Origin of the sequence: Fictibacillus tiangongensis (assembly GCF_048083785.1) — a bacterium.
Taxonomy (GTDB): Bacteria; Bacillota; Bacilli; order Bacillales; family Fictibacillaceae; genus Fictibacillus.
On the sequence record NZ_CP182294.1, the window covers coordinates 1,190,742 to 1,215,382 of the forward strand.

Sequence of the window (24,641 nt, forward strand, 5' to 3'; positions counted from 1 at the left end):
GAAAATGTTCTGTCTTAGTGAAAGGAGTTTCCTAATTAAACGTCTAATACATGAGAGGCTCTAGAAGAGGGAGTGAAGCGATGAAAAAGGAAGAACGAGTTAAACAGTGGTTTACTTTGTATCACAATGATATTTATAACTTTCTCATTTATTATTTAGGCACAAAAGATGTTGAAGATATGGTTCAAGAAGCATTTGTTAAAGGTTTTAAATATATCGATCAATTTGAACAACGTGCTGATCCGAAAACATGGCTTATTTCTATTGCAAGGAATATTGCGATTGATCACATTCGGAAAACAAAACGACAATATGCTCTTGTGAATCAACTAAAAAGTATTTTTTCTGAAAAAAGTAAACTTCCTCACGACTGGGTGTTGGAGGACGAACGAAAAAAGGAGTTATATGAAGCGATTACTGAGTTGAAGGCTTCCTATAGAGATGTCGTCATTTTAAGGGGTATTTTAGATTTTACCCCTGAAGAAACGTCTCACATTTTGAAATGGAAAATAGACAAAGTGAACCTTACTTATTATCGCTCAGTTCAATCTTTAAAGAAAAAGCTTACGTCTGAAAAGTGGAGTGATTATATTGACGCGATTAACCGATGAAGAAGTTATCATGGAACTTAAAAATTTTAAATCATATAAGATGAATAGCAATCAGCTACAATCTATAGAAAACGAGTTAAACCAGTTGTCTTCTGAAAATACATCATCAACTTTTATTTTTCGTTTTTATAAACCACTCTTAAGCATGATCGTTCTGCTTCTATTTCTGGTAAGTGGAAGTTACTTTGCAATGAATCAAACTAACGAAAATACTGGCAAATATACCACAGGGTCCGGGATATTCTTGCATGGGGATGAATCTTTTAAAATGAAGAACAGTGATGATTTTATTATGAAAAGAAACAAAGATGGGTCTGTGTTCTTTATGGCTGACGGAAAAAAAGTTGGTGGGATTGAGCCGTTAACAGAAGATGAAAAAATGAAAAGTATTCAAACTCAAAATCCATTTGTTAGCCAAGATTTAGAGGGGTTTGGGTACTCAGGAACATATAATCTAGATCATCAAAAAACGATGGATGTTGTACAGATTCACCATTATTACTTTAAGTCACCACATAGTAAGTTGAATTATCATGTTTACTTTTACACACCTTTTTTTAATGGAGATACGGCAGCTGAGTTAGCTTATTCATTTAAGATCTATAATGACGGTAAACTCCTTCAGGGAAGTGATGAAAATTGGAAACTTTCAACCGAATTTGCAACACCTACCTTTGAAGTCTTAGTAGGAAAAAAAGATAAAATCGGAATAGCTGGTCCGCCATTCATAGCTGGGAAAACAGATAAGTTTCTATGGCATTTCTTTGGAAGTCATAATGAAATAGAAATATTAACAAGAGGTGACTTTAAGATAATGGCTACGAACAAGGACAGTGGGGAACATGAAAGAGTTCTTGTTCAAAATTCGGGAATGGTTTGGTCATACAAATTTCAAAAAGACAGTCCTTTGAGTCCTATAGAAGAAGTCGGATCCATTCATTCTATTCCAGTAAATATGAAATTCAGCAAGTCTGGAATTTATCGACTAGACACGTATTTTGGTGGTGAAAGATTTGGCAGTATCGTTGTTGAAGTCAAATAAGTCAAACCTTTCAGTGAAAAAAGGTTGGTGTAAATCCTTAATCGTTGTATACTGATATGAAAAACTAAAGGCAGGCGTTATCACAGTCATGAAAGTTGCATACTTAGGTCCACAGGGAAGTTTCTCAGAAGAAGCTGCCTTTCGTTATTTTGCAGATCACGAAAATGAATGGCATAAATGTGATTCTATTGTTGATGTACTTGAAGCCGTAGAAGAGGGTATAGCAGATAAAGGAATTGTTCCGATCGAAAATTCAATTGAAGGTACGATCAATATTACGGCTGACGGATTGTTGAGACATGATCTCTTTGTGGAAGCGGAAATTATTTTCCCAGTCTCTTTGCACCTTCTTGCATTAAAGGGAGCTCATTTAGAAAAGATACGGGAAGTATGGTCAATCGTACCTGCTCTCGCTCAGTGTCGAGACTTTATTCGAGAAGCGAAAGTGAAAAGTAAGCATTACGACAGCACATCAGCAGCTGCACAAGCTGTTAACAAACAAGAAAGAAAAGATGTTGCTGCCATTGCATCCAAATATGCTGCAGAGGTCTTTGATCTCGAAATCGTCAAAAGTGGAATTCAAGACAACAGCAATAATCATACTCGTTTTGTTGTGATCAGCAAAGAGGATGCCGAAATTCACCCCAAGAACTCAAAAACGATGTTGTTGATTTCGCCAACATCAGATTATTCTGGTGTCCTTTCATCCATCTTGAACGTATTTACAGCGCTATCTATCAACTTAACGTGGATTGAATCAAGACCCACGAAAAAGCAGCTGGGGACTTATCATTTTTTTGTAGAAGCTCAAAATGGTCTTCATGAAGAGAAAATGAACAAAGCTATTACGATTCTAGAAGCATTCGGACATGATGTACGTGTGTTGGGAAGCTATAGAACAACAAGGCTATAAATGATAAGAGCTTCGAAAAAAGTCGGAGCTCTTTTTATTATGTCTCTCATTTTGTTTTCAACAATAGTACGATGCAGAAAAGCATAGAAATCCCTACGACAAGCCATGTGTAAATCAACGAAAGTCCGAGCGCTAAAGGTGTGCTAAGGTTGCTTTGAGGAGTATTCAAACCTGCAATAATAAGTGGTAATGCACTGATTAAATAGAGAAGTATAGTAGAAATTACATTTTTAGAAGTGCATTTTATTAGAAAGAGAATAAGGCCAAATGAGGTTAATAAGAAAAGTTCACTGACAATAATTACGCTTTCCATCTCATATCCTCCTTAAAAAGTTAGACGATGATATACTTAACTGTAAATATATAGTATGAGTGTTAGGGGGGATTTTAGGTGTATTCATCACATCCTATTCTTAAAACGTGGAAGAAGTTCGATTCTTTTCCTATGGAAACCTTAACGAAGGCTTGGTACTTCCATAAAGGTACGACGAAGAAACAAAGAGACGTCTCGTTGATGAAAGAACATAGAATGCAATTTGGAAATACAGGAAACTGTTTTGATCTTGCACTCTGGTTGTTGGACGAATTCAAAAATGATGGAATAACAGCCTTTCCAATCGGCTCTAAGTTTCATTCAGATGAAGCACATGTTGCTGTTGTGGCGTTAGATGAAAAGGGTAATCGGTATCTGTGTGATTTAGGAGATCAGTGGCTGCAACCCATCCTCGTTGAAACCAATAATGAAGATTATTCGAATGAAAAGTTAAGGGGATTCTTTCCTGCGGCTGAAATCCAGATTCAAACAAGGGATCAAAATCATATCGAAATCCTTTATCATAGACCGAATGGCAAGATCTCAAACCAATTATTTGATTTAACTCCGATTGAGAGGAATGTCTTCTTACAAGGAGCAGAGTACTCGCAGAATCACGTTTATCCAAAACCTCTCTTTGAATGCAGAGTGCCTTATAAGAATGAGACTGCGCACTGGGAGTTCTTTAATTGGGAGAGCTTTTTAAGTACGAGTGAAGGTTTACATAAAGATGGTCAAACAGATTCTATCGAACATTGGGTGAACATGATCCATGAGAAAAGCGGCTACCAAAAAGAATTTTTACATGAAGCTTTGAGCAAGTATAAATAAGCCTTAGAAAGTAGTGAATCTATCATCAACCTATCACCAAACGATCATGGGAATATCTTCTAATTCAGCTTATGATGGAGTAGGATATATTAACCTATTCAATCGGAGGTTTTAAAGATGATAATGCCAACTCATATTGTAGCAGTAGCAGGTTATGTAGAAGATGGAAAAGGAAATGTATTATTAGTAAAAACGATACATAACGGCTGGGTTTTTCCTGGAGGTCAGGTGGAAGAAGGAGAAAACTTAATTGACGCTTTGGTTCGTGAAACAAAGGAAGAGAGCGGTATTGATATTACCGTTTCACATTTATCTGGAGTATACTCGAACACAGCTCAATATAAGTGGCATGATGGAGTCACGAACGTGCCAACGAAAGTTATGTTTGATTTTGTATGTAAGCCGATCGGCGGAGAACTAGCGGTATCAGATGAAACGACAGATAGCCGTTGGGTGCCAAAAGAAGATGTGTTAGGCATGTTAACAGGAGAAGCCTATCTGACTCGCTATAGTGATTATTTAAACAATGCAGGAAAAGTAATCTATAAGGAATATGTGACAAAACCTAATTTTGAATTGAAGGTCGAGAGAAGCGTATAGATCTTTATTTTGGTTCATATGTAAAAGACTTTGTAATATTAAGCGTTTTAGGGGATATTTTTGATGATAGGAATAAGTATAGCAACAAAGTGGGAATATGAAGCGACCTTAGAATATTTCAGAATAAAAGAGAATGAACGCTCCGAATATCCTTATGGAGAGTATTTCATGAGAACAATTAATAATTCTGAACTTGTTTTTTATAGTACAGGTGTAAGAAAAGTAAATGGTGTTGGTGCTAATCAGTATATGATTTCAAAATTCAACTTAACAAAGGTAATCGTAGTTGGAACATGTGCGGGAATAGATGATGCGTTTAGTAATTTGAAAATCTTCATACCCGATAAAGCCGTTCAATATGATTGTACAGTAAAAGAAGTCGAGCCTTTTATTAAGCAATCCTTCATCGTTGATATTGATTTATCGAAATACGGAAATGATTTTAACACGGGAACAATTGGCACAGCTGATAAAGCAGTCGTTATGTGGAAGGACTATTTAGAACTGAAAGAAAATCAAATAACAATCGCCGATACAGAAGCGAGTGCAATTGCATTTATCTGCAAAAAGAATGATGTTGAATGTATTATAATCAAAGGAATATCTGATTTTCCAACAGATGAGAGAAACTTTAATAAATTCGAATCAAACAAGGAACAGATTAATGTTTACATAGAAAACACGCCTAAAGTGATGAACAAAATATTTGGAGAATATTTAACTAGGTTTATATAAAAAATCGTTTAATGATAAAAAACGCAGAGGATGCTAATCCCTCTGCGTTTTTCTATATACGATCTGTTCCGTTATTTCTTAGGAATTTCACAGCCATCATCGTCACAGCTCATTCCATCTTCATTGTTTAGAAAAGTGATTTTGTTTTCAGCTATTATTTTGTTCAACGCTTGTACAAAAACATCAGTCGGCTGTGCACCAGTTAGCGCATATTTTTTGTCGATGAGATAGAAGGGTACACCTGTTACTCCATAAGCTTTTGCTGTTTCTTCATCAGCTCTAACCTCATCAGCCATCTCATCGCTTGAAAGCATCTGTATGACAGCTTCTCTATTTAAACCAACATCTTCTGCAAGGTCTGCTAAAGTTTCATGATCCCCTATATGTTTGGATTCTGTAAAAAAGGCGTATAAAATGCGTTCTGTCATCTCCTGCATCTTACCTTCCTTTTTAGCAAGCATCGTCAAACGGTGAGCATCAAAGGTATTGGTTAAGATCATCGTATCCATGTGATACTCTAGTCCAGATTCCTTCGCCATTTGTATCACGTTTTGCGTGTTTGCTTTAGCAGCATCTATACTCATGCCATATTTTTTAGATAGTTTTTCATAGATGTTTTCGTTAACGTCACGTTCCATCGTTGGATCCAGTTCAAAGCAGCGATACGTTACTTCAACAGGATGATTAATCTTTTTAATAGCGTCCTCCAGACGCTTTTTGCCAATATAGCAGAATGGTCAAGCAAAGTCTGTCCACATTTCAATGTGCAACATCGTAAATCCCTCCATTTGGTTCATGTCTATCATAGTATAAAAGGAAACTGTATATTTTACACGTGGTTTGATTTCGGATTGACAATATTTCTATTCAAAAACTCTAATGTTTTTTGAATCACTAATGATTTTGTATATTTTGGTTATATAATAGGAGTGATTCTTCAAATTATTTGGACTGTACGTTTAGTGTTCAACAGGAGGAAGTCATGTCTATAAAGAAACGCCTTATCGCCTCAAATGTTGCTATGATCGTTTTTCCGATCGTGTTATTTCTATTGCTTGAACTTGTAATCGCAACCCTTATCTTTTCGGGGATGAATGGCACACCTGTTAAAAAGGACTCACAATGGTTTATGAGCTTAAGGTTCATTGGACTTCTATTTATTCTGATCCTAACGAACGGAATCCTTACCTATATGGTTTCAAAAACGATACTTAAGCCGATTCGTATTCTTACAAAAGCGGCAGAAGAAATAAGCAATGGAAATTTAGATCATGAGATTGTATCCGTAAATAAAGATGAGCTGGGAAAACTATCTGAAACGTTTGAGAGTATGAGACTTCAGCTGAAAAAAGCAAGAGAGGAAAGAGACCTTTACGAGAATAACCGAAAAGAATTTGTTGCGAGTATCTCACATGATTTGAAAACACCGCTCACATCAATAAAAGGTTACATAAATGGTGTATTAGATGGAATCCCAGATAACCCAGAGACGAAACAAATGTACTTAAAGACCGCTTATCAAAAAGCGGAGGATATGGATCACCTCATTAATGAGCTTTTTCTATATTCAAAATTAGATTTTGAACAATTTTCATTTCAATTTGAACCGGTTTCATTAGATAACTTTTTAGCAGATTATCTTCAGGAACTTCAATACGACCCTTACTTTAAAGATGTAGAGTTCACGTTTCAATCAGAGACGAGTGAGAACAATTCGGTCATGGCTGATCGGCTAAGTTTAGGTAGAATCATTGATAATATTTTACAAAATAGCTTGAAGTATAGTGACAAAAAAGAGAGAAAGATTTCAGTTTACCTTCAGTATGAATCCGATACTGTACTTGTGAAAATTGAGGATAATGGTAAAGGGATACCTAAAGAATATTTGCCTCGCATTTTTGAAAGCTTTTACCGCTCAGATCCATCTCGGAACAAAGCAACGGGTGGAAGTGGTTTAGGACTGGCTATTGTGAAGAAACTTGTTGAAGGACATGGTGGAGATATTTGGGCTGAAAGCGAAGAAGGAAAAGGTACTTCTATCTATTTTACTTTAAAAAAGCGAAAAGAAGGGAACAGCAATGCCAAACGTATTAATCATTGAAGACGAAACGAGCATCGCGAAGCTGGAACAGGATTACCTGAAATTCAACGGAATCGAGAGCGACATTGCCGAAACAGGTGATGAAGGATTAAGAATGGCTCTTGAAGGTTCTTATGATCTGATCTTACTTGATCTCATGCTGCCAGGTGTAGATGGTTTCGAACTTTGCACCCAGTTACGTGAAAAATTGGAGATTCCGATCTTAATGGTAACCGCAAGAAAAACCGATATTGATAAAATGCGTGGCTTTGACCGTGGAGCAGATGACTATATCGTTAAGCCCTTTAACACCAATGAATTGGTAGCCAGGGTGAAAGCCCACATCTCACGTTACAAGCGTCTCACCAAACTTGATGAGAAACAGGACATTATTATAATAAAAGGTCTAGAAATCCATTTGAATTCCCGACAGGTTCTTATTTATGGGATTGAGAAAAAATTAGCTGTAAAAGAATTCGACCTGCTAAAATTCCTTGTGACCAACCCAAACATCGTCTTTAGTAAAGAGCACCTATTTGACCAAATATGGGGACTTGAATCGATGGGAGATACGTCGACGGTAACGGTTCACATAAGAAAGCTAAGAGAGAAAATCGAAGGAAATCCAGCCAAGCCACAATATATCGAGACCGTTTGGGGAGTGGGATACCGATTCAGAAATGGCATGTAGAAATGAAGGTATTCTTGACCCTTCATCGATACCTTGTTTGTGCGATGATTTTCGACGTAGAAACAAGTTCAAGATGATAGTATTTGTGCAGCTAAGGATGCATTTCTTTATGGATGGATTTAAGAAATTCTTAAGAATTAGCTAATAAAAACTTTAGTTTTCCTGTTTATGATAACTCCAGTAAGAAGGTTGAACACAAAACATTTACCAAAAGGGGTTATCATTCATGAAGAAAAACATTACGTTTGTATCGATATTATCTCATCTATGGGTGCAGTGGATCATGTTAGGAAGTATGCTCGTAAATACGTTTTTGTTATATCCTAATATCTTTTATAATGTACCAAAATCACTTGAAACGGCTATGGAATTTATGGAAGTCGCAAGCCCGCACACGTATTTTCCTCCGATTGGTATGGCAAGTATCTCAACAGGAATCCTGGCTTTAATCTTAGGATGGAAAGTAAAACCGGCAAGAAAATGGATTTTTTGGAGCATGATGATGATCGTGATTGAAGGTGCGATTTCAATTGTATTTGAATGGCCACGTAATGAAATTATGTTTATCGAAGGAACAGACGTTCATTCAGTAGCGTTCTTAAAAGAAACCGCAAAAGAGTTTGTCTTGATCCACAGCATTCGAGTTATTACAAATATCATTGGGTCTATATTAATTTTTGTTGGGTTTATGAAGTATTACAAATATCGTTTGTTGGAGAAGAAGAACTAAATCAAAAAAAGCTCGGATCTATTTGATCCGGGCTTAATTCGAGTTTGGGGCAATTGGCGTGAACAGTACAACAAAAAGGGATTTATATCCGGAAGAAACAAATATTTATAGCTTTCACCAGATTCTAAAGTAGAATACGATCAAAACTGTACGGATCTGCGTAAAGTGTATCCAAATGGTGTTTCTTCCACCCTAATGTTCTCATCTATTTATCGTTATTATAATCTGCTGGATACGTCAACCCCACTTGCTTGCGGGCTTCGTCCATAATCTTCATCACAGTTAGTGAATTTGCATGTGAATTCACTTTAGACTCAAGTTCCCCACGTTCGAACAGATCGATAAACTCTTTCGCTTCGTAATACATCTTCGGTTTATCTTGTTCAACTGTGATGTTCTCTGTACGACCATCTCGATATCGAATCTCGATGTTTGTCATATCCTGTATATGATCGATCAGAATACTTCCGTTTTCACCTTGGATTTCTGATGGGACGTAAGAGTTAGAGATCTTAGAGTACATTACAACTGATTCACTCTCACCATAGTTTAAAAGAATACTTCCTTCACCGTCTACGCCAGATTCGAGCAGGTAGGCGTTTGCTTTAACCTCGCGAGGCTCTCCAAAAAGAACGACCATCGGGTACAAACAATAAATTCCGATATCCATCAATGATCCATTTGAAAACTCCGGTTTAAAAGCGTTAAGGATCGTGCCTTCCTTATATTTATCATAACGAGATGAGTACTGACAGGAGTTCGCAAAATAACGGCGAATTTTACCGATCTTATGAAGGTTCTCTTGAATGCTTCTAAAGTTCGGCATCACGGTTGAACGCATGGCTTCCATAAGCAATACCTTGTTTTCCTTGGCAACAGCTATCATTTTTTCAACTTCTTTTGCATTCGATGCCAAAGGCTTTTCACAGAGTACATGCTTGCCATGGTTCATGAGCGTGATCGCATACTCAGCGTGAAATGAGTTTGGGCTAGCAATATATACCGCGTCAATCTCATTACTAGCAGCCATCATTTCTAAATCAGTAAACGTATGTATCGCACCATGCTTCTCAGCAAATTCTTTTGCTTTTTCTTCTGTACGTGAATAGACAGCATTCAGTGTAAAACCATTTACTTCCCTTGCAGCATTAATAAAGCTCTCTGTGATCCAATTCGTTCCAATAACTCCAAATTTCAAGATGATTCATCCTTTCACAATCGGGTTGCATAGCCCGATGCTTTTCATAGTATGTATTCTACTCCTATAGTCATGTTTTAGACAAATAATGAGGACTGTCGCACTATTTTTGTAGAAAAAGGTTTCTTGATATAACATCCAGGGTAAATAGAAGTTAAAACCTGGTAAGGAGGGATGAGTTATGCTTACTATGACCAATCATAACCAGCAAACGATAAAGCCTTTAGATATGCCAGTATCACGATACGTGCTTAAAGAACAATCTTTAGCAGAACAAGAGAAACGCAAGCCTGAATTTGAATTAACGTCGTTGAATCCAAAATAAAAGAAGCCATACATGAAGAAAGCGAAGATCTTAGGGAATCTTCGCTTTTTTTGTTTGATTTTAGAATATCACGCTAGAACAGACAATGAGATTCCAATTCCATTAACAATACCATGAATGATAATCGCTGGAATAATAGAGCCTGTCTTCTCATACACCCAGCAAAAGACCAGGCCTGAAGCAAAGTTTACAGGTAGTGTATTATACGTCGGGATATGAACGATCATGAAAATGAACGAGCTGAAAATCATTGCTTTTCTAATACCCCATCTTCTGAACCACGTATACAAAAAACCCCGGTAAAAAATCTCTTCATAAATAGGGGAAACAACTGCTGCTGATAAAAAGCCTATCACGAATGTAAAGGGTGTAAGATCAGATTTTAGACTGTCTGTTTTAGCATTATTTGTACCTACTGAAAGCATATCCATTACTACGACAAGGGCTATACTTATGAGAATGAGAAGGATGGTCCATAGCAAGATCGTCTTCCACATTTTTTTTCTAAGTGGATTAAGACCAACGGCTGTCCACCCTAAATGATTTGGTTTTAGAGCGATCCAATAAACAGCTATCGTAAATACGATCGCCATGCAAAAACCAGTTAACGTCCCCGCGTATAAAGTGTTATCCAACGAATGTATCAACTGATCGTATAGGATGTTCTCCAAAAGAATGGGTACACCAACTAAACAAAGATTTAATAATAGTATAAGTTCAAGAATGTTCCATTTTCTCTCTGTAGTAACGTTCATCGTACTGTTCCTCCTGATTAACTTGTTATAATATGTTAATTGTAAGCGGTGACGTTACGTAACCTGCAAGAGAAAAAGGAGAAAAAATAATGAACTTATTTTCAACTGGAGAGGTTTCAAAGCAATACGGCGTTTCCGTAAGGACTATTAGATACTATGACCAAATCGGTCTGCTATTACCGAGTATAAAGAGTGAGAGTGGAACAAGAATGTATACGAAAGAAGATCTGCAACTATTAGAAAAGATTTCACTTTTGAAATCTTTGTCTCTACCTTTAACAGAAATTAAAAAAATAATTGGTGAAGTAACGATAAAAGATATTCTTTTAGCTCAGAAGAAAGATGTACAGACCCAGCTGAATCAGCTTCAATCAGCGTCTGAAAAAATAAATGCACTTCTACATATCCTAGAGCTTCAGGGAAAGTTGGATTGGGAGCATATCCTTTCCCTTGTTCAAGCAAATGAAGATACAAAGATTGCTGAGAGAAATCAAACCAGGGAAACGTTCTTCTCTGACCATGAGAGACAGATGCTTCAAACCTCGCTACCTAAGCTTGAGGATGCAAGTACAGCAAAATGGGTGAACATCATAAAACGAATAGAGATCTGTCTGCAAAACAACAGGGTACCATCGTCCGACGAAGGTCATTTGATCGCTTCAGATGTATTACTCTTATCGCATGAAATGTTTCAGGGAGACACCGAGTTAGAGGAAAAATTCTGGACCGCTAGAAAATCAGAAACTTCCTCACAATCATTGAATTTATATCCTGTTAGCAACAAAGTCTTAGAATTTTTGGATAGGGCTATTATCAGTTATCAAACGATTAACATATGACCAAAGTTTTATAAAAATGTAAAACTTTGGTTTAAACACTTGTGGATAAAGGGTATCAAAAAATAGACTCCAAAATTATCCATGAGGTGAAAAGAAAATATGAAAAAGTTATTGGTATCGGTAGTAGCTATAAGTGTAATCGTTTTAGGCGGTTGTAACATGTTGATCGAAGAAGATTTTAATACGTATTTGGACGATCGCAATAAACTTATAAAAAAAGATATGGAATTATCTAAACAAGTGGAAACTGACTTTGAAAAAATGTTACAAGACCCTACTGCGAAAGTAGAACTAGAGACCACAATTGCCGATTATGAAGCATTGGCAAAAGAAGCTGAAGGAATAAGCTTGAATGAATTAGACGATTTAAAGAAATCACAAGATCTTTTTGTTAAAAATATAAAGACTAGAGCAGAAGCAATGAAATTAAGTTTAACTGCAATCGAAGAACAAGATGTAGAATTAGATGAAAAGTCGTATACAATGCTTGAGGAAGCAGAAAAAATGAGCGAAAAAAGTCAGAGTGAATTAGAGAAGTTTGCGGAAGACAACAACTTTACATTAGAAGAAACAGATTTAAAATAATTGGGTTTGAGGAGCTGAACATACTCAGCTCTTTTTTAATTCTGTAACAAATTGTGGGAATAAAAAGGGTATTACAGGTAGACTAGAGAAGGTGTAGGGTGGACTTGATGAATTGTAAGGTAAGGTTAAGTTAAGGGGCTGTACTGATGAGCGTTCATATAATGTTTGGAGAATCTTCGGCTGGCGCGATGAAATGGATGCTAAGTAAGGAAAAACGCGAGGAACATGTAATTGAATTTCCCGATTCTTTTGCGATAGGACCTATTCATGAACTGGAAACTGAAAAGGGATCAGATGGCCGGATTCAATGGTTCAAAGACAATTTGGCAATTGGTGACATGGCAGAATATTATTCAAACGAATATGAATCTAGTTTTAGGCAAGCACTTCAGGAAATTGGTGATATTCCTAAAGATTTGCTAATTACAATCTGGACAGCTGACAATGCGCCTGAACAAACGGGTTTGAGATTTGTGATGAAGTTACTCGAAGATCGAGAAAACAAGATCTTTGTGGTTAATACGAATGAATGTTTTAACAAATATTGCAAACCTCCTGATGTCTTCTATACTTCACTGCACACGAGTGAAGTTTCTCCAGATCATCTCAAGATCATTTTAGAGAAAACGGATAATTACGATCCTATTTCATTGGATGGTCAGAAAAAATTTGTTGAAGAATGGAAGACTTTAAGTTCATCAGAAGAAGTCTTAAGACTTTGGGAAGAAGACAAGTCAATAAAAAGCGTTAGTGTTGACCATCTAGATGCGTTCATTATTTATTCTGCAAGACGTTTGGAGTGGAAGTATGGAGAAGTATTCTTAGAAAGCTCACGTCTCGTAGGTGATATCATCGGCCATATCGAACAATATGTGGGTGATGCTTTCATTTTTTACCGGATTCATTATTTGATCGAGCAAGGAAAACTTGAATATGAAGGTACATTAGGCAAGATGAGGAAATTAAGAGTGAAGCTTCCCTAAAGGGATCTTACATAAGAAACGGAGAGAACGTATGATGAATCAAAGTGTGGAAACAAACGTTAAATTAACAGGAGACAATATCTATATTAGGTTATTGACCGTTGAGGATGCAGAGGATATGGTGAATCTTCAACTAGAGAACCGGGAGTTCTTTAGTCAGTTTGCTATGGAACGCAGCGATGATTTTTACTCCCTTGAAAATCAGCAGAAACGAATTCAGATGTTAGTAGAGAATGCTAAACAAGATTTAGATTACTATTTTGGTATTTTTACAAAAGATGAAGAGATTTTAATCGGAACAATCAATTTGTTCGCCGTGATGCGCGGATCCATTCAAAGTGCCTTTGTCGGTTACTTTTTAGATGAAAAACACAATGGAAAAGGCTATACGACAGAAGCTGTACGTTTGATCGTAAAATACGCATTTGAGGAGCTCAAACTTCACCGAGTAGAAGCAGGTGTGATGCCGCACAACGTTGGTTCTATTCGAGTGTTAGAAAAAGCCGGTTTTGAGAAAGAAGGACTCGCTCGTAAAAATGTAAAGATTAATGGGAAGTGGGAAGACCATCAACAAATGGCTATCATCAATCCTGCTGATTGATGAAGAGAAGGCTGGTTGTGCTTTTACTCATGATGAGTTTAGCTGGCTGCAACGAGAATGAAAAGCTGATCCGTGTTGATTATCAACTAAGTGATATGCGAAGGGGCAAGGATGGAATAATAAAAGATGTGAGTCAGGTGAGATGGATTGGTGCACAATTAGAAAGAGTGATTTGGGAAAACGCAAAAGTGGAGATGTCGAGAAAAGAAGATTTGACGTTAACTCTTTTCTATCTGTATGATCCGAACATGCCTGAGAGATTGGAAGAATATAAAATTTGGTTTCATAACGATATGGATGCGGAGATCGTGAATTTAAATGAGCATAAGTACGGGAAGCTGAGTAGAATTGATGCTGAAATGTTGCTGGATACGGTCAAGTGATGAGGGAGTCTAGGTGATAGATTCTCGTCCTTCGGGATGTTCCAGTGTATGGAAGGTTTAGTGAGTTGAGCAGGTAGTAAGCTTGCATACTTGTTGATAAATGTAAAAAATCTTTGCATTCTTTATTTGTTATTTCAGTTGAAATGATAAGAGCGTAATCTCTCAGTGCTCCAACATGTGCAGTCTTAGAGGTATGAAAACAGGCTGCACACTCCCAGTTAGCGTTTTTCCGATTCATTTGTGTGTTACATTTGGAGCAAAGCACCCCTGTTATCAACTCACTTTTATCAATTCCATAATAGCTTAGGATATCAGGATTATATGGTTCGTTTAACTTCATCATTATTCTTTTGATCTTTTTCCTTTCTTTCAACGACAGCACATCCTTTTTATATTTTGCATTGAATTCTTCATACGTACTAAGTAACATCGGGCTTTTAATTACTAACTTTAAGGCATTTTTATATGTCTCTGAACTATCTACAAAAGTTCGTGGGTTAGTGATAACAACTAACGTTTCGATGGGGATCTTGGGGATTTTGTGCTGCTCTAGCACCTGAGTTAAATGGAAAGATTGTCTTTTTACTTGTTGAATAGGGTCTTCGAATATTTCTCTTCCTTTACTAGAAGTCCGAATGAGTTGTCCATACTTATCATCAAAGAACAAATCTCCTGTATAGTTTTTTATCTCTAACAGAATCAGAAATTTCGAAGTTATAATAAGGGTATCAATCTGAAAGAAGAAATCCATGTGCTTAATTCGAATGTTTTGGATAATAGTCGCCTCTTGTTTTGGTAGATACCGATAAAAATACTGTAGGGACTTTTCGCCATTATGCCCAGCAATATATTTTGCCAGATTACTTTCCAATCTCGAACGTTCTGGATGACTGCTTTGCAATCTGTTACTGACTGCACCGAGTTTTTGAATGACGTAGGGGGTATGCGGTTGTTTTTTTATAGAAAGACATCCCTTCAACTTATGGACTTAATATAGGAAGTATAGGGAAAAAACCATTTTCTGAATAACTGAACCTCAAAATATCAAGAATCAAATAATTTCTTAGGGGAATCACATAAAAATCTGCACTCATCATATAAAAAATGGGGATTATCACATAAAAAATGGCATCCATCACATAATTTTATAATCCAGAGTTCCTAGTACTGTCTAAGGAACTATCCCCACCGCCGGTAATGTAGTATAATTCAAATTACTGCTTAAAATAAGCACAAGAACGGTCATGGAGTGATTAGAATGAGTAAAGCAAAAGGCAAGAAAAGCGGCGTAGGGCAAGGAACTGGGAAAAAGGGTTGGAACCGTTGGAAATCCAGCAGTAAGAAAAAAGGTCCAAAGCCTTATGTGAGTAAAGGTAAGAATAAACCTGAGAACGAAAGTGGAACAGAGAACAATTAATAAAAATACAACAGCCAAATGGTGTGAATGAGCCATCTACTACTAAAGCTAGGTGGTTTTTATTTTGGAATAAATCACTCAAATCTACCATAAGATGAACTATTCATTGGTAAATGGGAGGGACGAGCTTGGCTACACAAAATACGAACTACACCATTTCAGAAGACTTGATCATAAAATACAATAAGCTTAACGAAAAGAAAAAAGAGCTTGAGAAAGAATTAGACGAACTAAAAAAAGTCTTTCATATCTATTTTGATCACTTAGTCGGTCAAAACGAGAAAGGCGAAGTTACAGTAAACAACTTCAAGCTGCAGAGGCAGATTCGAAGATCCGAAAAGCTTCACGAAGAAAAGACAGTGAGTCGCCTTACTGAATTAAATATGACAGATCTTATTCTTCATGTGCCAAAACCGGATGAAGAAAAAGTAAAGTCTGCCATTATGCTAGGGTTATTGAGTGAAGGTGATTTGGAAGGGTGCTTGATTAAGAGTGCTTCACAAGCGATTGTTGTTAAAACACTAAAAAACTAAAATGTAAAAAGCAGCTCCCAAAAGGGAACTGCTTTTCTTATTCTGCTTTCTGCAGTACGCCTACAGCTTTTGAATTTTTGATTTTCTGCAGGATACCTTGAATAGACGTGTATTCGTCATAGAGGAAGACAAGTGTGTCACCAGGCTCGGAGCACTCCCAAGCTTGGATCAATGCTTCGGCTTCCTTAGGATATACAGAAACAGAGGTGAGGCCGTCTGCTTCTTTTACACCCATATAAAGGTGATGAACCGTTTCACCGGGAATCCGTCCCCTTAGGTTTACATCTTCTTTGATGATAAAAATATCAGAGTGAGTTCCAAAAATTCGTCCCATCTCTTGTATCGTTTGGTCCTGTCTGTCTCCAGCTGCTGAACCAACTGTTATTACTCGACCGCTCTTCAGATGATCTACCGTTTCAAAAAGTGCCTTCAAACCAGCAGGGTTATGGGCATAGTCCACTACGATCGTTCGATCATGGATGTTTAAAACGTTGAAACGACCTCTGTTTTGGTTCTCTGTTGAAAGAAAAGTGATCACCTTACTTCTTAATTCTGACAATGGTCTTCCCAATGAATGAGCGGCAGCGAGAGCGCCAAGGACATTCGAGATATTATGTCGGGCCGCACCATTAATCGTAATCGGAATGTGTGATACTGGAAGAAATCTTTCTGCTCTGCCGTTCTCGTTGAATACAACCCAGTCATCTTCTAGATACCAAACTTTTAATCCTTGCTTTAACTGATCTTGAATAACTGGATTCATTACCGAAAGGGAGAAGAAGATTACTTCGCCATTCGTATGATTCGCCATATCCACACATCGTGAATCGTCAGCGTTCAATACACATGTACCTTCTGGAAGAACAACTTCAGCAACCGTCTGCTTCAGTTTTTTTAAATCTTCTAATGTTTCTACGCCATTCAACCCAAGATGATCTTCACTAACGTTGGTTACGATTCCAACGTCACAATAGCGAAACGCAAGGCCTTAACGCAACATTCCTCCGCGAGCAGTCTCTAACACAGCGATGTCTACAGAAGGATGAGCCAGAACTTTGCGCGCACTTCTTGGTCCGCTGCAATCTCCAGCGTCCAGTTGCTGATCACCTACCCAAACACCATCAGAACACGTATATCCAACCGTTATGTTTTCTTTCTGTAAAAGATGTGAAACAAGACGAGTGGTCGTCGTTTTGCCGTTTGTGCCTGTTACCGCAACAACGGGAACTGCAGCTTCCTCACGAGAAGCAAACAGATAGTCTACGATGGCCCCACCTGCATCTCTCTTTTCCCCTTGTGATGGATGAAGATGCATACGGATGCCAGGCGCTGCATTCACTTCAAGAATGGCAGCTTCACCTTCAACAAAAGGAACCGTGACATCCGGCGATAGAATATCAATTCCTGCAATATCTAGACCAACTGCAGCTGCCGCTTCAATAGCCATGTTACGATAATCAGGATGAACATCATCTGTCACATCGATTGCAGAACCGCCTGTAGACAGGTTTGCGTTACCTAATACTTCTAGAGATTCTCCTTTGTTTAATACGGATTGAAGAGAAAAGCCACTTTTCTCAAGATGAACGACCGTACGTTCATCTAAAGGAATCTTGCTCATCGCTTTTTCATGACCATCACCACGTAATGGATTTAAGTTTTCTTCATCAATGAGTTCAGCTATCGTCTTATAGCCGTCACCGATTACAAACGGCGGAAGACGAAGACTTGCTGCAACTAACTCATTATTTACGACGAAAAAACGGTAATCATTGCCTGTATAATATCGTTCTAGAATATATGAAGTACCTTCGCTGAACACACAGCGGAAAGCAGCAATCAAGTCTGTGTCATTTTGAATATTGGTTATGATGTTCTGTCCCTGTCTGCCGTTAAGCGGTTTAATGACAAGCGGGTAACCAATATTCTCAGCTGACTGAAGCAGCTCATATTCATTGGAAACAACATCACCTTTAGGAACTGGGAGACCAGCACCTCTTACTAATGTTTTGGTCATATCTTTATCACAAGAATTTTCTACTGCTAAATAAGACGTTTGGGAGGATATGGTCGCTTGAACGGATTTTTGCTTTTTACCCGTTCCAATTCTTAAGTAGCTGTTTGTTCCGATACGTTCTACTGGAATCTTTCGTTTTCGTGCAGCTTCATAGATGGCTTCCGTACTCGGACCTAGTTTATGTAGATGATACAGGTCAGAGGTATGGGTGATGTAAGAATCAGCACTAATTTGTCTCCCATCTAAGATAGCGGTTACAATTTCGAGAGCTGCTTCGAATGCGTAAAATCCTGATTTTGGTTCTGCGTAATCATATGTTACAAAGTAGATTCCTTTTCGTTCACTTGTGATCGTTTTGCCACGTTTGACTGAGATACCAGCAAGATGTTGGATCTCTAGGGCAATATGCTCTAAAATATGGCCGATCCACGTTCCTTCATGAAGTCGTTCTACAAATCCGCCTGCATAACCCCTTGAACAAGTATGTGTATGAAGGGAAGGGATGACATCTAACAATGTATCTACAAATCCTGGTATTGTGTTAGAGGGTTTTTCTTCAAATTCTTCTATATCAAGCTCAATCCATATAGTAGGTTTAAAGCTGTAAAGGTTCGGTCCCGTTAAGTAATTGACGCGGTTGATTTTCATTAAGACGTTCTCTCCTTAAGTGATGATTAATTCTCGTTTGTATAAGTCAAATACAGCACCCGCTCCAAGTGTATGGAAACGGATATCGGAAATCGTCATATTTCCTTTATTCTCAGCAATATCTACATACGTCGATGTTTTGCCATCAAATATGCTCACGTTGTATTCACCGATCACCTCAAACTGCTTGCCGTCGTTATGAACCCAGATTGCGGTGTTTTCATCGATACCGATGCCAATGATCTGAGGGTTTAACGCGATAGCACGCATGAGACGACTAAACCGATCACGCTGAGAAAAGTGCTGATCAATAATTACGTCTTCTAAAAATCCAAAGCCTGAACCTAACTCAAGTATTGAAACATCTTCTTTTTCAAACAGCTTTGATGAGATAATCATCAATCTGCTCATAACAGCAGCACCGGCACTCGTTCCACCGATGATCAAACCGTCTTGCCATTCTCGAAAGAGGTGTTTATAAAAGGATGTTCCACCTAAAATACTCGTTAGTCTCAATTGGTCGCCCCCTGTCATGAAAAGACCAGACAGAGAAGAAAGCTGTTTGGGTAATTCAGGGTCTTCCGCTTTTTCACGGGAATCTAAATGGAAAAGCAGTGGCTTAGTACCATGTAAGGTTTGAAACAGTTGATAATATTCACTGCCTACTTCTTCCGGATAGCCGGATGCTGTTGTCAGGATTCCTATCGGACCTTGACGATTTTTACATAGTGCAGAGAATCTGGATAAGATTATTTTCTTTTCGCTCTTGTCCTCATTGCCACCAATGATCAGCAGATCACCTTTTGCCATCTTTCATCAGCCTCTTATTCATTAAGTAGTAGGAAAAACAGGTCGAAATTATCGTCCATTTCGCCCTGTTATGTATACCACGATTCGCTAGTATTCAAACCTATTTGAGGAATTATTTTACTGTTTATTTCAATAGTTAAAATTTTTTGTAAATTTATATAGATTCTTGTCAAAACAATTAGTATAATTTACCTATTGGGAGTATTTTACTTTCTATTTTTTCAAAGGGAGGAGTTAAGGGTCATTTAACAATATAAAGGGAGGATGTATAAATGGAAAAAACATTACTTCTTCGATCCTACGAAATTAACACGAGCACAATGGCACTCTTACCGTTTTATAACGAATATGGAGAGGTTCAAACCGAAATTTTAGAAAGCGAAAAAAACGAAAGAGTTGCACTCAGCCCCATTAAAATTATTAACGAGAGCTGTTTGTTTTTTGGATCTAGCTATGAAGGCAGGCGTGAAGCAGTTCGTCGGTCTATGGGCTATGTGAGTTTATCCCCGATCATGATCAACCTCGAACTAGGCATTTTCTTTTTTCCTGTAGAATCTCCTAAGAATGAAACGTGCATCTGGTTATCCCAATCGCATGTTCAACGAATAGATTCCATAGATTCTGACACGTGCAGTATCCACTTTAAAAACACCGCTAATTTGATCTTACCCCAATCTAAATATGCATTAGAGGCGAAATTGTTCCGAACTGCACAATACAGATATATCCTTAGTGAACGAGTAAATGAACGAATAATGAGATATTGAAAAAAATAGAATAATAGTCAAAACACGCCCGATGCAAAATTGTACGGGCGTGTTTTGATTGTATATCACCTTTTTGGAACTTTTTTCCTTATTATTCGTACAACATTTTGAGGAGGAGATATCGTGAAACATTTTATTAGTTGTATCGTTACCGTTTTCTTATTGTTAGTCATTAACTTTGTGGTTGCAAATCTATTAGGAGTGGCGTTTATTGATACTTCATTATTTGTTGGTTTGATTTTTGCTCTCACGATTCGATTTTTCACTTCAAAAGGTGGACTTTCATCAAACATGGTACGCATGCAGGCGCAAGCTATGACAGGAATCAAGATTGAAGAAGAAAAAGCAACGTTTAAACCGAGTTATCCTTATTATACGGCTGTTATTTATACCCTCGTTTCTTTCATCTCCATATTCGTTTATTACAAAGATTATTTTATTTAGTAGATAGTTGATTTTTGAAGGGAAAATGGCAACAATGGATATTGAACTTCTTTTGAAGAATTTAAACAGGAGTGTGTCCATACATTGAATCTGCGTTTTGGTCGTTTATCATTATGGTTTTGTTTAGCAGGAATTCTACTTGCTGGCTGGCCGTTCATCGTTCGAGATGATGTAGCTCAACAAGTTGCTATCTTTCTTTTTAGTGGAATCATGTTGTATTTTATCGGTGTCATCTTTAGCGTTATAGCAATTGTGAAGAAAGAAGCTGGAAAAGCTAAGTTTTTTGGGTTGTTTTTTATCTTGTTCATGGCTTTGATCTCTATATTCGGTCTGCTGTTGTTATCGTTTGGAATCGGTGGAAAATAAGAGAGAATGTAACTTTGGTACCCTTTGTTACGTCAAGTATTAAAAAAGGGAGCAGTTATGAGAAAAATCATCTTAACTTTAACTATAGCTCTACTAGTACTTGTTGGTTGTTCAAAAGACTCTAATGGTGAAATGCGTGGAAAAAAGCCACCAACTGCTTTTGCTGTCATTGGAAATGAAAAACACGTAATGAAGCTTGGTTCTTATTGCTGGAAATCAAACTTTTCGAGTATATGTGTAGATTCAGCAGGTCCCATTGAACTTGTTTCTAACGAAAAACCGATTCAAGTAAAGCCTGGAACGGAAATTTCATTTGCGATGAAAGGTTCCAAGCCAAACGAATATCATCTATCACAATTTCATGAGGAGAATGAACGGAAAATAGATGTAAGAACAAATACGTTTATAGCACCGGATACACTGGGTACTTACGTTTACGGATATAGCGTTTGGTGGATGTCTGAGGAAAAAGAAAATGTTTCTGATGGAGATGCACTTTATGCATTTGCTATTGAAGTTGTTGAATAATAATGAGAAAAGCCTTTCCCGAGGGAGAGGCTTTTCTATATTAAGCTTGTTTTCTTCCTTCTTCTACTTCTTCAAGTACAACCTCTTCATCAAATGGTGTATCAAATTCAGTTGAGATAGGTGCAGTGAATAAGGAGATCCCTATTATACTAACCAATCCAGCTGACATTCCGTAAAGAATAGGGTTTGTTGCTGTAAGTCCTTCAATAAATAACCCTGCTAGTACAACTACTGTAGAAATTAATATGGCATAGAATCCTGAATTAGGAGTTGCTCGTTTCCAAAAGAACGTCATAACGAGCGGGATGAAGATCGCTCCAGATAGGATCGCATAAGCTACATCAAGAGCAACGAGTACATCTTGGATCCATATGGAAAAAGTAATAGCGATTAAGCCGATAACAAGTGTTGTGAGTCTTGATGCTTTAATCATTTGTTTGTCAGTAGGAGATTTCAAGAAATATTGTTTTAAGATGTCGTTCGTAATCAGAGTAGAAGACGCTAGTAACGAACCTGATGCCGTTGACATAAGTGCTGAACATACACTTGCAAGTACAAGCCCTAAGATTCCTGTTGGTAAAATGGTAAGGGCCATCTCAGCAAATGTATTCTGCGGGTTATCTAATGAAGGCAGCACGATGAATGCACACATACCGATAATGCTTCCTGCAATCGCGTATGCAAAACTATAAACTCCTGCGAAAATTGATCCATTTCTAGCTATCTTACTAGATTTTGCTGTGAAGACACGTTGCCAAATATCTTGTGATACGACCATACCGAGCGCAAACAACAAAAAGTATTGAAAGATCTGCTGATAACCGATGCCTGTGAAATCTAAGTGAGATTGGGGAAGTTTTGTTAATAGATTACCTAAACCATCTACCTTTGAAAGACTCATAGGAACCATAATGAAGAAGATACCAACCGTCATTACGATAAATTGAATAATATCCGTGACTGTAACACTCCACATTCCACCTAGAATTGTATAGAAGAGGACGATACCTCCTCCAACTAACATGGAAGTCGTTAAGCTCCAGCCTAAGAGCACATTGATGATTGTTCCCATCCCGATCACTTGGGTAACAGCGATCATTAAAGTATATATGGAAGCCACGATGGCACTTAAAAGACGTGTTTCCGATTTGTATCGTTTTCCTAATAATTCACTGATCGTTGTAACTTTTAATGAATCGATCTTTTTAATAAATATCGTACCTAAAAGAATAATACCTAAACCAATCATTGATACAAACCAGATGCCTGAAATTCCAAACTGATATCCTAGCTTTGTCGTTCCAATCGTAGCTGCACCGCCTAAAATAACGGCAGACAAACATCCAAGATACATAAACATGCCAAGGTTTCGTCCTGCAAGAGTAAAATCTTCAGAAGTCTTTGCTTTAGTAGAGCCAATGATTCCTGCACCGATCAATACGGCAAAATACAAAAGAATAATAACTGTATCAAAAGTTTGCATAATAAAAAACCTCCTTTTTAGTGTAATGCTTAACCAAGCTATTTACGCGTTTTGATAGTTTTCCGATAGTTGTGCATGAATCTCTTTCAAATATTCTTCAAGTGATTCTTCAAGGACAGCAAGACCTTGATCGATCTGTTCTTGATTGATTGTTAGAGGAGGAATCATTCTGATTACTTCACCATGATTTCCGCAAAGATAAAAAAGAACGCCTTTCTCTAAACACTTGTCTAGAATATTCATGAGTGCTTGACCGTCTGGTTTACCTGTAAAAGGATCGATGATTTCAATTCCAATCATGAGCCCTACTGCACGAATGCTCCCGATCAACGGAGTCCGTTCTTGAAGTTCTTTTAGTTTTGTACATGCATAATTCCCCATGTTTTTTGAGTTTTCGATGAGTTTTTCTTTAGTTAAAATTTCAATTGTAGCGAGAGCGGCTTCACAAGCGATCGGATTTCCACCAAAAGTTGTTCCATGACTTCCGAGTGGCCATTGCTGCATGAGTTCTTTAGAAGCAACCGTTGCACTTAGTGGCAGTCCTGAAGCAATACCTTTTGCTATAGCCATGATGTCTGGAGTAACTCCGAACGTTTGAGCAGCGAACCATTCACCTGTTCTTCCGAATCCCGTCTGAACTTCATCAAAAATGAGCAAGATGCCATGTCTGTCACAAACTTCTCTGATTTTCTTCAGCCAGCCACTCGGTGGAACGATATAGCCTCCTTCACCTAGAACGGGTTCTACAATCATACAGGCAACTTCTTCTGGTGTTACTTGATGATTGAACAATGTTTCAAAATCTTTCTCAAGCTTCTCAATAACAAACGTTTCTGAATCTACTCCACTCGGTGCGCTTTTTTCATCTGCATACGGAACTTGATAGGCCAGACCGTTCGGCTGAAGAAACTTACGATATTTACTCTTTGATGTTGTCACGCTCAACGCACCTAGTGATCTACCATGAAAGCATCCAGTAAAAGAAATCACATACGGTCTTTTTGTGACATGCTTTGCGAGTTTCAGAGCACCTTCGATGGCTTCAGTTCCGCTGTTGGCGAAAAAGAAACAATTCAAATCACCTGGCAGAACATGAGCTAGTTCCTTTGACAGCTTCAAGATTGACTCATACATGATGACTCCAGATGGTCCATGCGTGAGGTGATCTGCTGCATCTTTGATTGCTTGGACCACTTTTGGATGACGATGGCCGGTATTTGCTGTTGCGATACCAGAAGTGAAATCAAGATATTGCTTTCCATCCAATCCATAATAGTAGCAGCCCTCTGCTTTTACGACGGGTAGGTTCGGATGATCTTTTGCCATACTCGGCGCTAATAGGTTAGGCATTTCGGTTACAAGGTTGCTCCAGTTGTTCGTTGACACGTGTATTACCTCCTAGATATTCCATAC

30 protein-coding genes and 1 pseudogene are annotated in these 24,641 nt (G+C 37.8%); 21 read left to right on the forward strand and 10 right to left on the reverse strand.

Annotated features, from left to right (window positions below):
* Positions 1–80: 80 nt before the first annotated feature.
* The 3 genes from ACNJYY_RS06515 (at position 81) to pheA (ending at position 2,566) form a co-directional block, all read left to right on the forward strand.
* A complete protein-coding gene (locus tag ACNJYY_RS06515) occupies positions 81–611 on the forward strand; it encodes an RNA polymerase sigma factor (RefSeq protein WP_416731052.1) in 531 nt (176 codons plus the stop codon).
* The gene (locus ACNJYY_RS06520; protein WP_416731053.1) at positions 592–1,653 is read left to right on the forward strand and encodes a hypothetical protein; all 1,062 of its coding nucleotides are present in this window, start codon (positions 592–594) and stop codon (positions 1,651–1,653) included. The genes ACNJYY_RS06515 and ACNJYY_RS06520 overlap by 20 nt, the downstream gene beginning before the upstream one ends.
* Positions 1,654–1,741: 88 nt before the next feature.
* Positions 1,742–2,566: a prephenate dehydratase gene (gene pheA, locus ACNJYY_RS06525; protein WP_416731054.1), complete on the forward strand. Its 825-nt coding sequence runs from the start codon at positions 1,742–1,744 to the stop codon at positions 2,564–2,566.
* 46 nt (positions 2,567–2,612) lie between these two features.
* Here the strand turns inward: pheA and ACNJYY_RS06530 are convergent, their stop codons facing one another.
* A complete protein-coding gene (locus ACNJYY_RS06530) occupies positions 2,613–2,879 on the reverse strand; it encodes a hypothetical protein (protein WP_416731055.1) in 267 nt (88 codons plus the stop codon).
* Between the two features lie 78 nt (positions 2,880–2,957).
* Here ACNJYY_RS06530 and ACNJYY_RS06535 point away from each other — a divergent pair, with 78 nt between their 5' ends.
* The 3 genes from ACNJYY_RS06535 to ACNJYY_RS06545 all read left to right on the forward strand — a co-directional run bounded on the left by ACNJYY_RS06535 (position 2,958) and on the right by ACNJYY_RS06545 (position 5,045).
* Entirely contained in the window at positions 2,958–3,710 is a 753-nt protein-coding gene (locus ACNJYY_RS06535) for a hypothetical protein (protein WP_416731056.1), read from the forward strand.
* A gap of 117 nt (positions 3,711–3,827) precedes the next feature.
* On the forward strand, positions 3,828–4,310 hold the full coding sequence (locus tag ACNJYY_RS06540) for an NUDIX hydrolase (RefSeq protein WP_416731057.1): 483 nt from the start codon (positions 3,828–3,830) through the stop codon (positions 4,308–4,310).
* 63 nt (positions 4,311–4,373) lie between these two features.
* Complete coding sequence (locus tag ACNJYY_RS06545; protein WP_416731058.1) at positions 4,374–5,045, forward strand: permease; 672 nt, start codon at positions 4,374–4,376, stop codon at positions 5,043–5,045.
* Between the two features lie 71 nt (positions 5,046–5,116).
* On the opposite strand, the gene ACNJYY_RS06550 is transcribed toward ACNJYY_RS06545, so the two are convergent.
* Positions 5,117–5,770 (reverse strand): DsbA family oxidoreductase, encoded by a 654-nt coding sequence (locus ACNJYY_RS06550; protein ID WP_416731816.1) that lies wholly within the window; start codon positions 5,768–5,770, stop codon positions 5,117–5,119.
* Positions 5,771–6,027: 257 nt separating this feature from the next.
* On the opposite strand from ACNJYY_RS06550, the gene ACNJYY_RS06555 reads away from it, so the two are divergent.
* From ACNJYY_RS06555 to ACNJYY_RS06565, 3 genes are all read left to right on the forward strand, one after another.
* A complete protein-coding gene (locus ACNJYY_RS06555; protein WP_416731059.1) occupies positions 6,028–7,146 on the forward strand; it encodes a sensor histidine kinase in 1,119 nt (372 codons plus the stop codon).
* Positions 7,124–7,816 (forward strand): response regulator transcription factor, encoded by a 693-nt coding sequence (locus ACNJYY_RS06560; RefSeq protein ID WP_416731060.1) that lies wholly within the window; start codon positions 7,124–7,126, stop codon positions 7,814–7,816. The genes ACNJYY_RS06555 and ACNJYY_RS06560 overlap by 23 nt, the downstream gene beginning before the upstream one ends.
* A gap of 226 nt (positions 7,817–8,042) precedes the next feature.
* On the forward strand, positions 8,043–8,546 hold the full coding sequence (locus ACNJYY_RS06565) for a hypothetical protein (protein WP_416731061.1): 504 nt from the start codon (positions 8,043–8,045) through the stop codon (positions 8,544–8,546).
* A 205-nt stretch (positions 8,547–8,751) separates the two neighbouring features.
* Here ACNJYY_RS06565 and ACNJYY_RS06570 read toward each other — a convergent pair whose 3' ends face one another.
* Positions 8,752–9,747, reverse strand: coding sequence for a Gfo/Idh/MocA family protein (locus ACNJYY_RS06570; RefSeq protein WP_416731817.1), 996 nt, complete (start codon positions 9,745–9,747; stop codon positions 8,752–8,754).
* Between the two features lie 178 nt (positions 9,748–9,925).
* Here ACNJYY_RS06570 and ACNJYY_RS06575 point away from each other — a divergent pair, with 178 nt between their 5' ends.
* Positions 9,926–10,069 (forward strand): hypothetical protein, encoded by a 144-nt coding sequence (locus ACNJYY_RS06575; protein WP_416731062.1) that lies wholly within the window; start codon positions 9,926–9,928, stop codon positions 10,067–10,069.
* A gap of 68 nt (positions 10,070–10,137) precedes the next feature.
* Here ACNJYY_RS06575 and ACNJYY_RS06580 read toward each other — a convergent pair whose 3' ends face one another.
* Positions 10,138–10,824, reverse strand: coding sequence for a CPBP family intramembrane glutamic endopeptidase (locus ACNJYY_RS06580; RefSeq protein ID WP_416731063.1), 687 nt, complete (start codon positions 10,822–10,824; stop codon positions 10,138–10,140).
* An 89-nt stretch (positions 10,825–10,913) separates the two neighbouring features.
* Between ACNJYY_RS06580 and ACNJYY_RS06585 the strand changes: the two genes are divergently transcribed.
* The 5 genes from ACNJYY_RS06585 (at position 10,914) to ACNJYY_RS06605 (ending at position 14,215) form a co-directional block, all read left to right on the forward strand.
* Complete coding sequence (locus ACNJYY_RS06585; RefSeq protein WP_416731064.1) at positions 10,914–11,663, forward strand: MerR family transcriptional regulator; 750 nt, start codon at positions 10,914–10,916, stop codon at positions 11,661–11,663.
* Positions 11,664–11,762: 99 nt separating this feature from the next.
* Positions 11,763–12,248 (forward strand): hypothetical protein, encoded by a 486-nt coding sequence (locus tag ACNJYY_RS06590; RefSeq protein WP_416731065.1) that lies wholly within the window; start codon positions 11,763–11,765, stop codon positions 12,246–12,248.
* Positions 12,249–12,394: 146 nt separating this feature from the next.
* Positions 12,395–13,231: a DUF1835 domain-containing protein gene (locus ACNJYY_RS06595; protein WP_416731066.1), complete on the forward strand. Its 837-nt coding sequence runs from the start codon at positions 12,395–12,397 to the stop codon at positions 13,229–13,231.
* A gap of 31 nt (positions 13,232–13,262) precedes the next feature.
* The gene (locus ACNJYY_RS06600) at positions 13,263–13,832 is read left to right on the forward strand and encodes a GNAT family N-acetyltransferase (protein ID WP_416731067.1); all 570 of its coding nucleotides are present in this window, start codon (positions 13,263–13,265) and stop codon (positions 13,830–13,832) included.
* A 17-nt stretch (positions 13,833–13,849) separates the two neighbouring features.
* Positions 13,850–14,215, forward strand: a complete 366-nt coding sequence (locus ACNJYY_RS06605) for a hypothetical protein (protein WP_416731068.1) — start codon at positions 13,850–13,852, stop codon at positions 14,213–14,215.
* Here ACNJYY_RS06605 and ACNJYY_RS06610 read toward each other — a convergent pair.
* On the reverse strand, positions 14,208–15,086 hold the full coding sequence (locus ACNJYY_RS06610; RefSeq protein WP_416731069.1) for a nuclease-related domain-containing protein: 879 nt from the start codon (positions 15,084–15,086) through the stop codon (positions 14,208–14,210). The two genes, ACNJYY_RS06605 and ACNJYY_RS06610, sit on opposite strands and share 8 nt — an antisense overlap.
* Positions 15,087–15,473: 387 nt before the next feature.
* Here ACNJYY_RS06610 and ACNJYY_RS06615 point away from each other — a divergent pair, with 387 nt between their 5' ends.
* Both ACNJYY_RS06615 and ACNJYY_RS06620 read left to right on the forward strand, forming a co-directional pair.
* Positions 15,474–15,632: a DUF3934 family protein gene (locus ACNJYY_RS06615; RefSeq protein ID WP_082861310.1), complete on the forward strand. Its 159-nt coding sequence runs from the start codon at positions 15,474–15,476 to the stop codon at positions 15,630–15,632.
* A 128-nt stretch (positions 15,633–15,760) separates the two neighbouring features.
* On the forward strand, positions 15,761–16,165 hold the full coding sequence (locus tag ACNJYY_RS06620; RefSeq protein WP_416731070.1) for a hypothetical protein: 405 nt from the start codon (positions 15,761–15,763) through the stop codon (positions 16,163–16,165).
* A 37-nt stretch (positions 16,166–16,202) separates the two neighbouring features.
* Here the strand turns inward: ACNJYY_RS06620 and ACNJYY_RS06625 are convergent, their stop codons facing one another.
* The 3 genes and pseudogenes from ACNJYY_RS06625 to ACNJYY_RS06635 form a co-directional block, all read right to left on the reverse strand.
* The gene (locus ACNJYY_RS06625; protein ID WP_416731818.1) at positions 16,203–16,703 is read right to left on the reverse strand and encodes a glutamate ligase domain-containing protein; all 501 of its coding nucleotides are present in this window, start codon (positions 16,701–16,703) and stop codon (positions 16,203–16,205) included.
* Between the two features lie 51 nt (positions 16,704–16,754).
* Positions 16,755–18,830 (reverse strand): annotated as a pseudogene (gene cphA, locus ACNJYY_RS06630) (cyanophycin synthetase); the annotation flags it as partial.
* 15 nt (positions 18,831–18,845) lie between these two features.
* Positions 18,846–19,640: a cyanophycinase gene (locus tag ACNJYY_RS06635; protein WP_416731071.1), complete on the reverse strand. Its 795-nt coding sequence runs from the start codon at positions 19,638–19,640 to the stop codon at positions 18,846–18,848.
* A 272-nt stretch (positions 19,641–19,912) separates the two neighbouring features.
* Between ACNJYY_RS06635 and ACNJYY_RS06640 the strand changes: the two genes are divergently transcribed.
* From ACNJYY_RS06640 to ACNJYY_RS06655, 4 genes are all read left to right on the forward strand, one after another.
* Positions 19,913–20,407, forward strand: a complete 495-nt coding sequence (locus ACNJYY_RS06640; RefSeq protein WP_416731072.1) for a competence protein ComK — start codon at positions 19,913–19,915, stop codon at positions 20,405–20,407.
* Between the two features lie 123 nt (positions 20,408–20,530).
* Entirely contained in the window at positions 20,531–20,851 is a 321-nt protein-coding gene (locus tag ACNJYY_RS06645; protein WP_416731073.1) for a hypothetical protein, read from the forward strand.
* Between the two features lie 84 nt (positions 20,852–20,935).
* Positions 20,936–21,217 (forward strand): hypothetical protein, encoded by a 282-nt coding sequence (locus ACNJYY_RS06650; protein ID WP_416731074.1) that lies wholly within the window; start codon positions 20,936–20,938, stop codon positions 21,215–21,217.
* 57 nt (positions 21,218–21,274) lie between these two features.
* Entirely contained in the window at positions 21,275–21,745 is a 471-nt protein-coding gene (locus ACNJYY_RS06655; RefSeq protein WP_416731075.1) for a hypothetical protein, read from the forward strand.
* 40 nt (positions 21,746–21,785) lie between these two features.
* Here ACNJYY_RS06655 and ACNJYY_RS06660 read toward each other — a convergent pair whose 3' ends face one another.
* Together ACNJYY_RS06660 and ACNJYY_RS06665 are read right to left on the reverse strand one after the other, a co-directional pair.
* Positions 21,786–23,228: a sodium:solute symporter gene (locus ACNJYY_RS06660; protein WP_416731076.1), complete on the reverse strand. Its 1,443-nt coding sequence runs from the start codon at positions 23,226–23,228 to the stop codon at positions 21,786–21,788.
* 42 nt (positions 23,229–23,270) lie between these two features.
* Entirely contained in the window at positions 23,271–24,614 is a 1,344-nt protein-coding gene (locus ACNJYY_RS06665) for an aspartate aminotransferase family protein (RefSeq protein ID WP_416731077.1), read from the reverse strand.
* Between the last annotated feature and the right edge of the window lie 27 nt (positions 24,615–24,641).

Bases quoted from the DNA above. Each gene is read 5' to 3' on its own strand.
- ACNJYY_RS06580 (WP_416731063.1), bottom strand. From the start codon at position 10,824: ATGAACGTTACTACAGAGAGAAAATGGAACATTCTTGAACTTATACTA.
- ACNJYY_RS06530 (WP_416731055.1), bottom strand. From the start codon at position 2,879: ATGGAAAGCGTAATTATTGTCAGTGAACTTTTCTTATTAACCTCATTT.
- ACNJYY_RS06640 (WP_416731072.1), top strand. From the start codon at position 19,913: ATGGAAAAAACATTACTTCTTCGATCCTACGAAATTAACACGAGCACA.
- ACNJYY_RS06540 (WP_416731057.1), top strand. From the start codon at position 3,828: ATGATAATGCCAACTCATATTGTAGCAGTAGCAGGTTATGTAGAAGAT.
- ACNJYY_RS06595 (WP_416731066.1), top strand. From the start codon at position 12,395: ATGAGCGTTCATATAATGTTTGGAGAATCTTCGGCTGGCGCGATGAAA.
- ACNJYY_RS06560 (WP_416731060.1), top strand. From the start codon at position 7,124: ATGCCAAACGTATTAATCATTGAAGACGAAACGAGCATCGCGAAGCTG.
- ACNJYY_RS06655 (WP_416731075.1), top strand. From the start codon at position 21,275: ATGAGAAAAATCATCTTAACTTTAACTATAGCTCTACTAGTACTTGTT.
- ACNJYY_RS06635 (WP_416731071.1), bottom strand. From the start codon at position 19,640: ATGGCAAAAGGTGATCTGCTGATCATTGGTGGCAATGAGGACAAGAGC.
- ACNJYY_RS06660 (WP_416731076.1), bottom strand. From the start codon at position 23,228: ATGCAAACTTTTGATACAGTTATTATTCTTTTGTATTTTGCCGTATTG.
- ACNJYY_RS06545 (WP_416731058.1), top strand. From the start codon at position 4,374: ATGATAGGAATAAGTATAGCAACAAAGTGGGAATATGAAGCGACCTTA.
- ACNJYY_RS06575 (WP_416731062.1), top strand. From the start codon at position 9,926: ATGCTTACTATGACCAATCATAACCAGCAAACGATAAAGCCTTTAGAT.
- ACNJYY_RS06585 (WP_416731064.1), top strand. From the start codon at position 10,914: ATGAACTTATTTTCAACTGGAGAGGTTTCAAAGCAATACGGCGTTTCC.
- ACNJYY_RS06590 (WP_416731065.1), top strand. From the start codon at position 11,763: ATGAAAAAGTTATTGGTATCGGTAGTAGCTATAAGTGTAATCGTTTTA.
- pheA (WP_416731054.1), top strand. From the start codon at position 1,742: ATGAAAGTTGCATACTTAGGTCCACAGGGAAGTTTCTCAGAAGAAGCT.
- ACNJYY_RS06615 (WP_082861310.1), top strand. From the start codon at position 15,474: ATGAGTAAAGCAAAAGGCAAGAAAAGCGGCGTAGGGCAAGGAACTGGG.
- ACNJYY_RS06565 (WP_416731061.1), top strand. From the start codon at position 8,043: ATGAAGAAAAACATTACGTTTGTATCGATATTATCTCATCTATGGGTG.
- ACNJYY_RS06555 (WP_416731059.1), top strand. From the start codon at position 6,028: ATGTCTATAAAGAAACGCCTTATCGCCTCAAATGTTGCTATGATCGTT.
- ACNJYY_RS06600 (WP_416731067.1), top strand. From the start codon at position 13,263: ATGATGAATCAAAGTGTGGAAACAAACGTTAAATTAACAGGAGACAAT.
- ACNJYY_RS06515 (WP_416731052.1), top strand. From the start codon at position 81: ATGAAAAAGGAAGAACGAGTTAAACAGTGGTTTACTTTGTATCACAAT.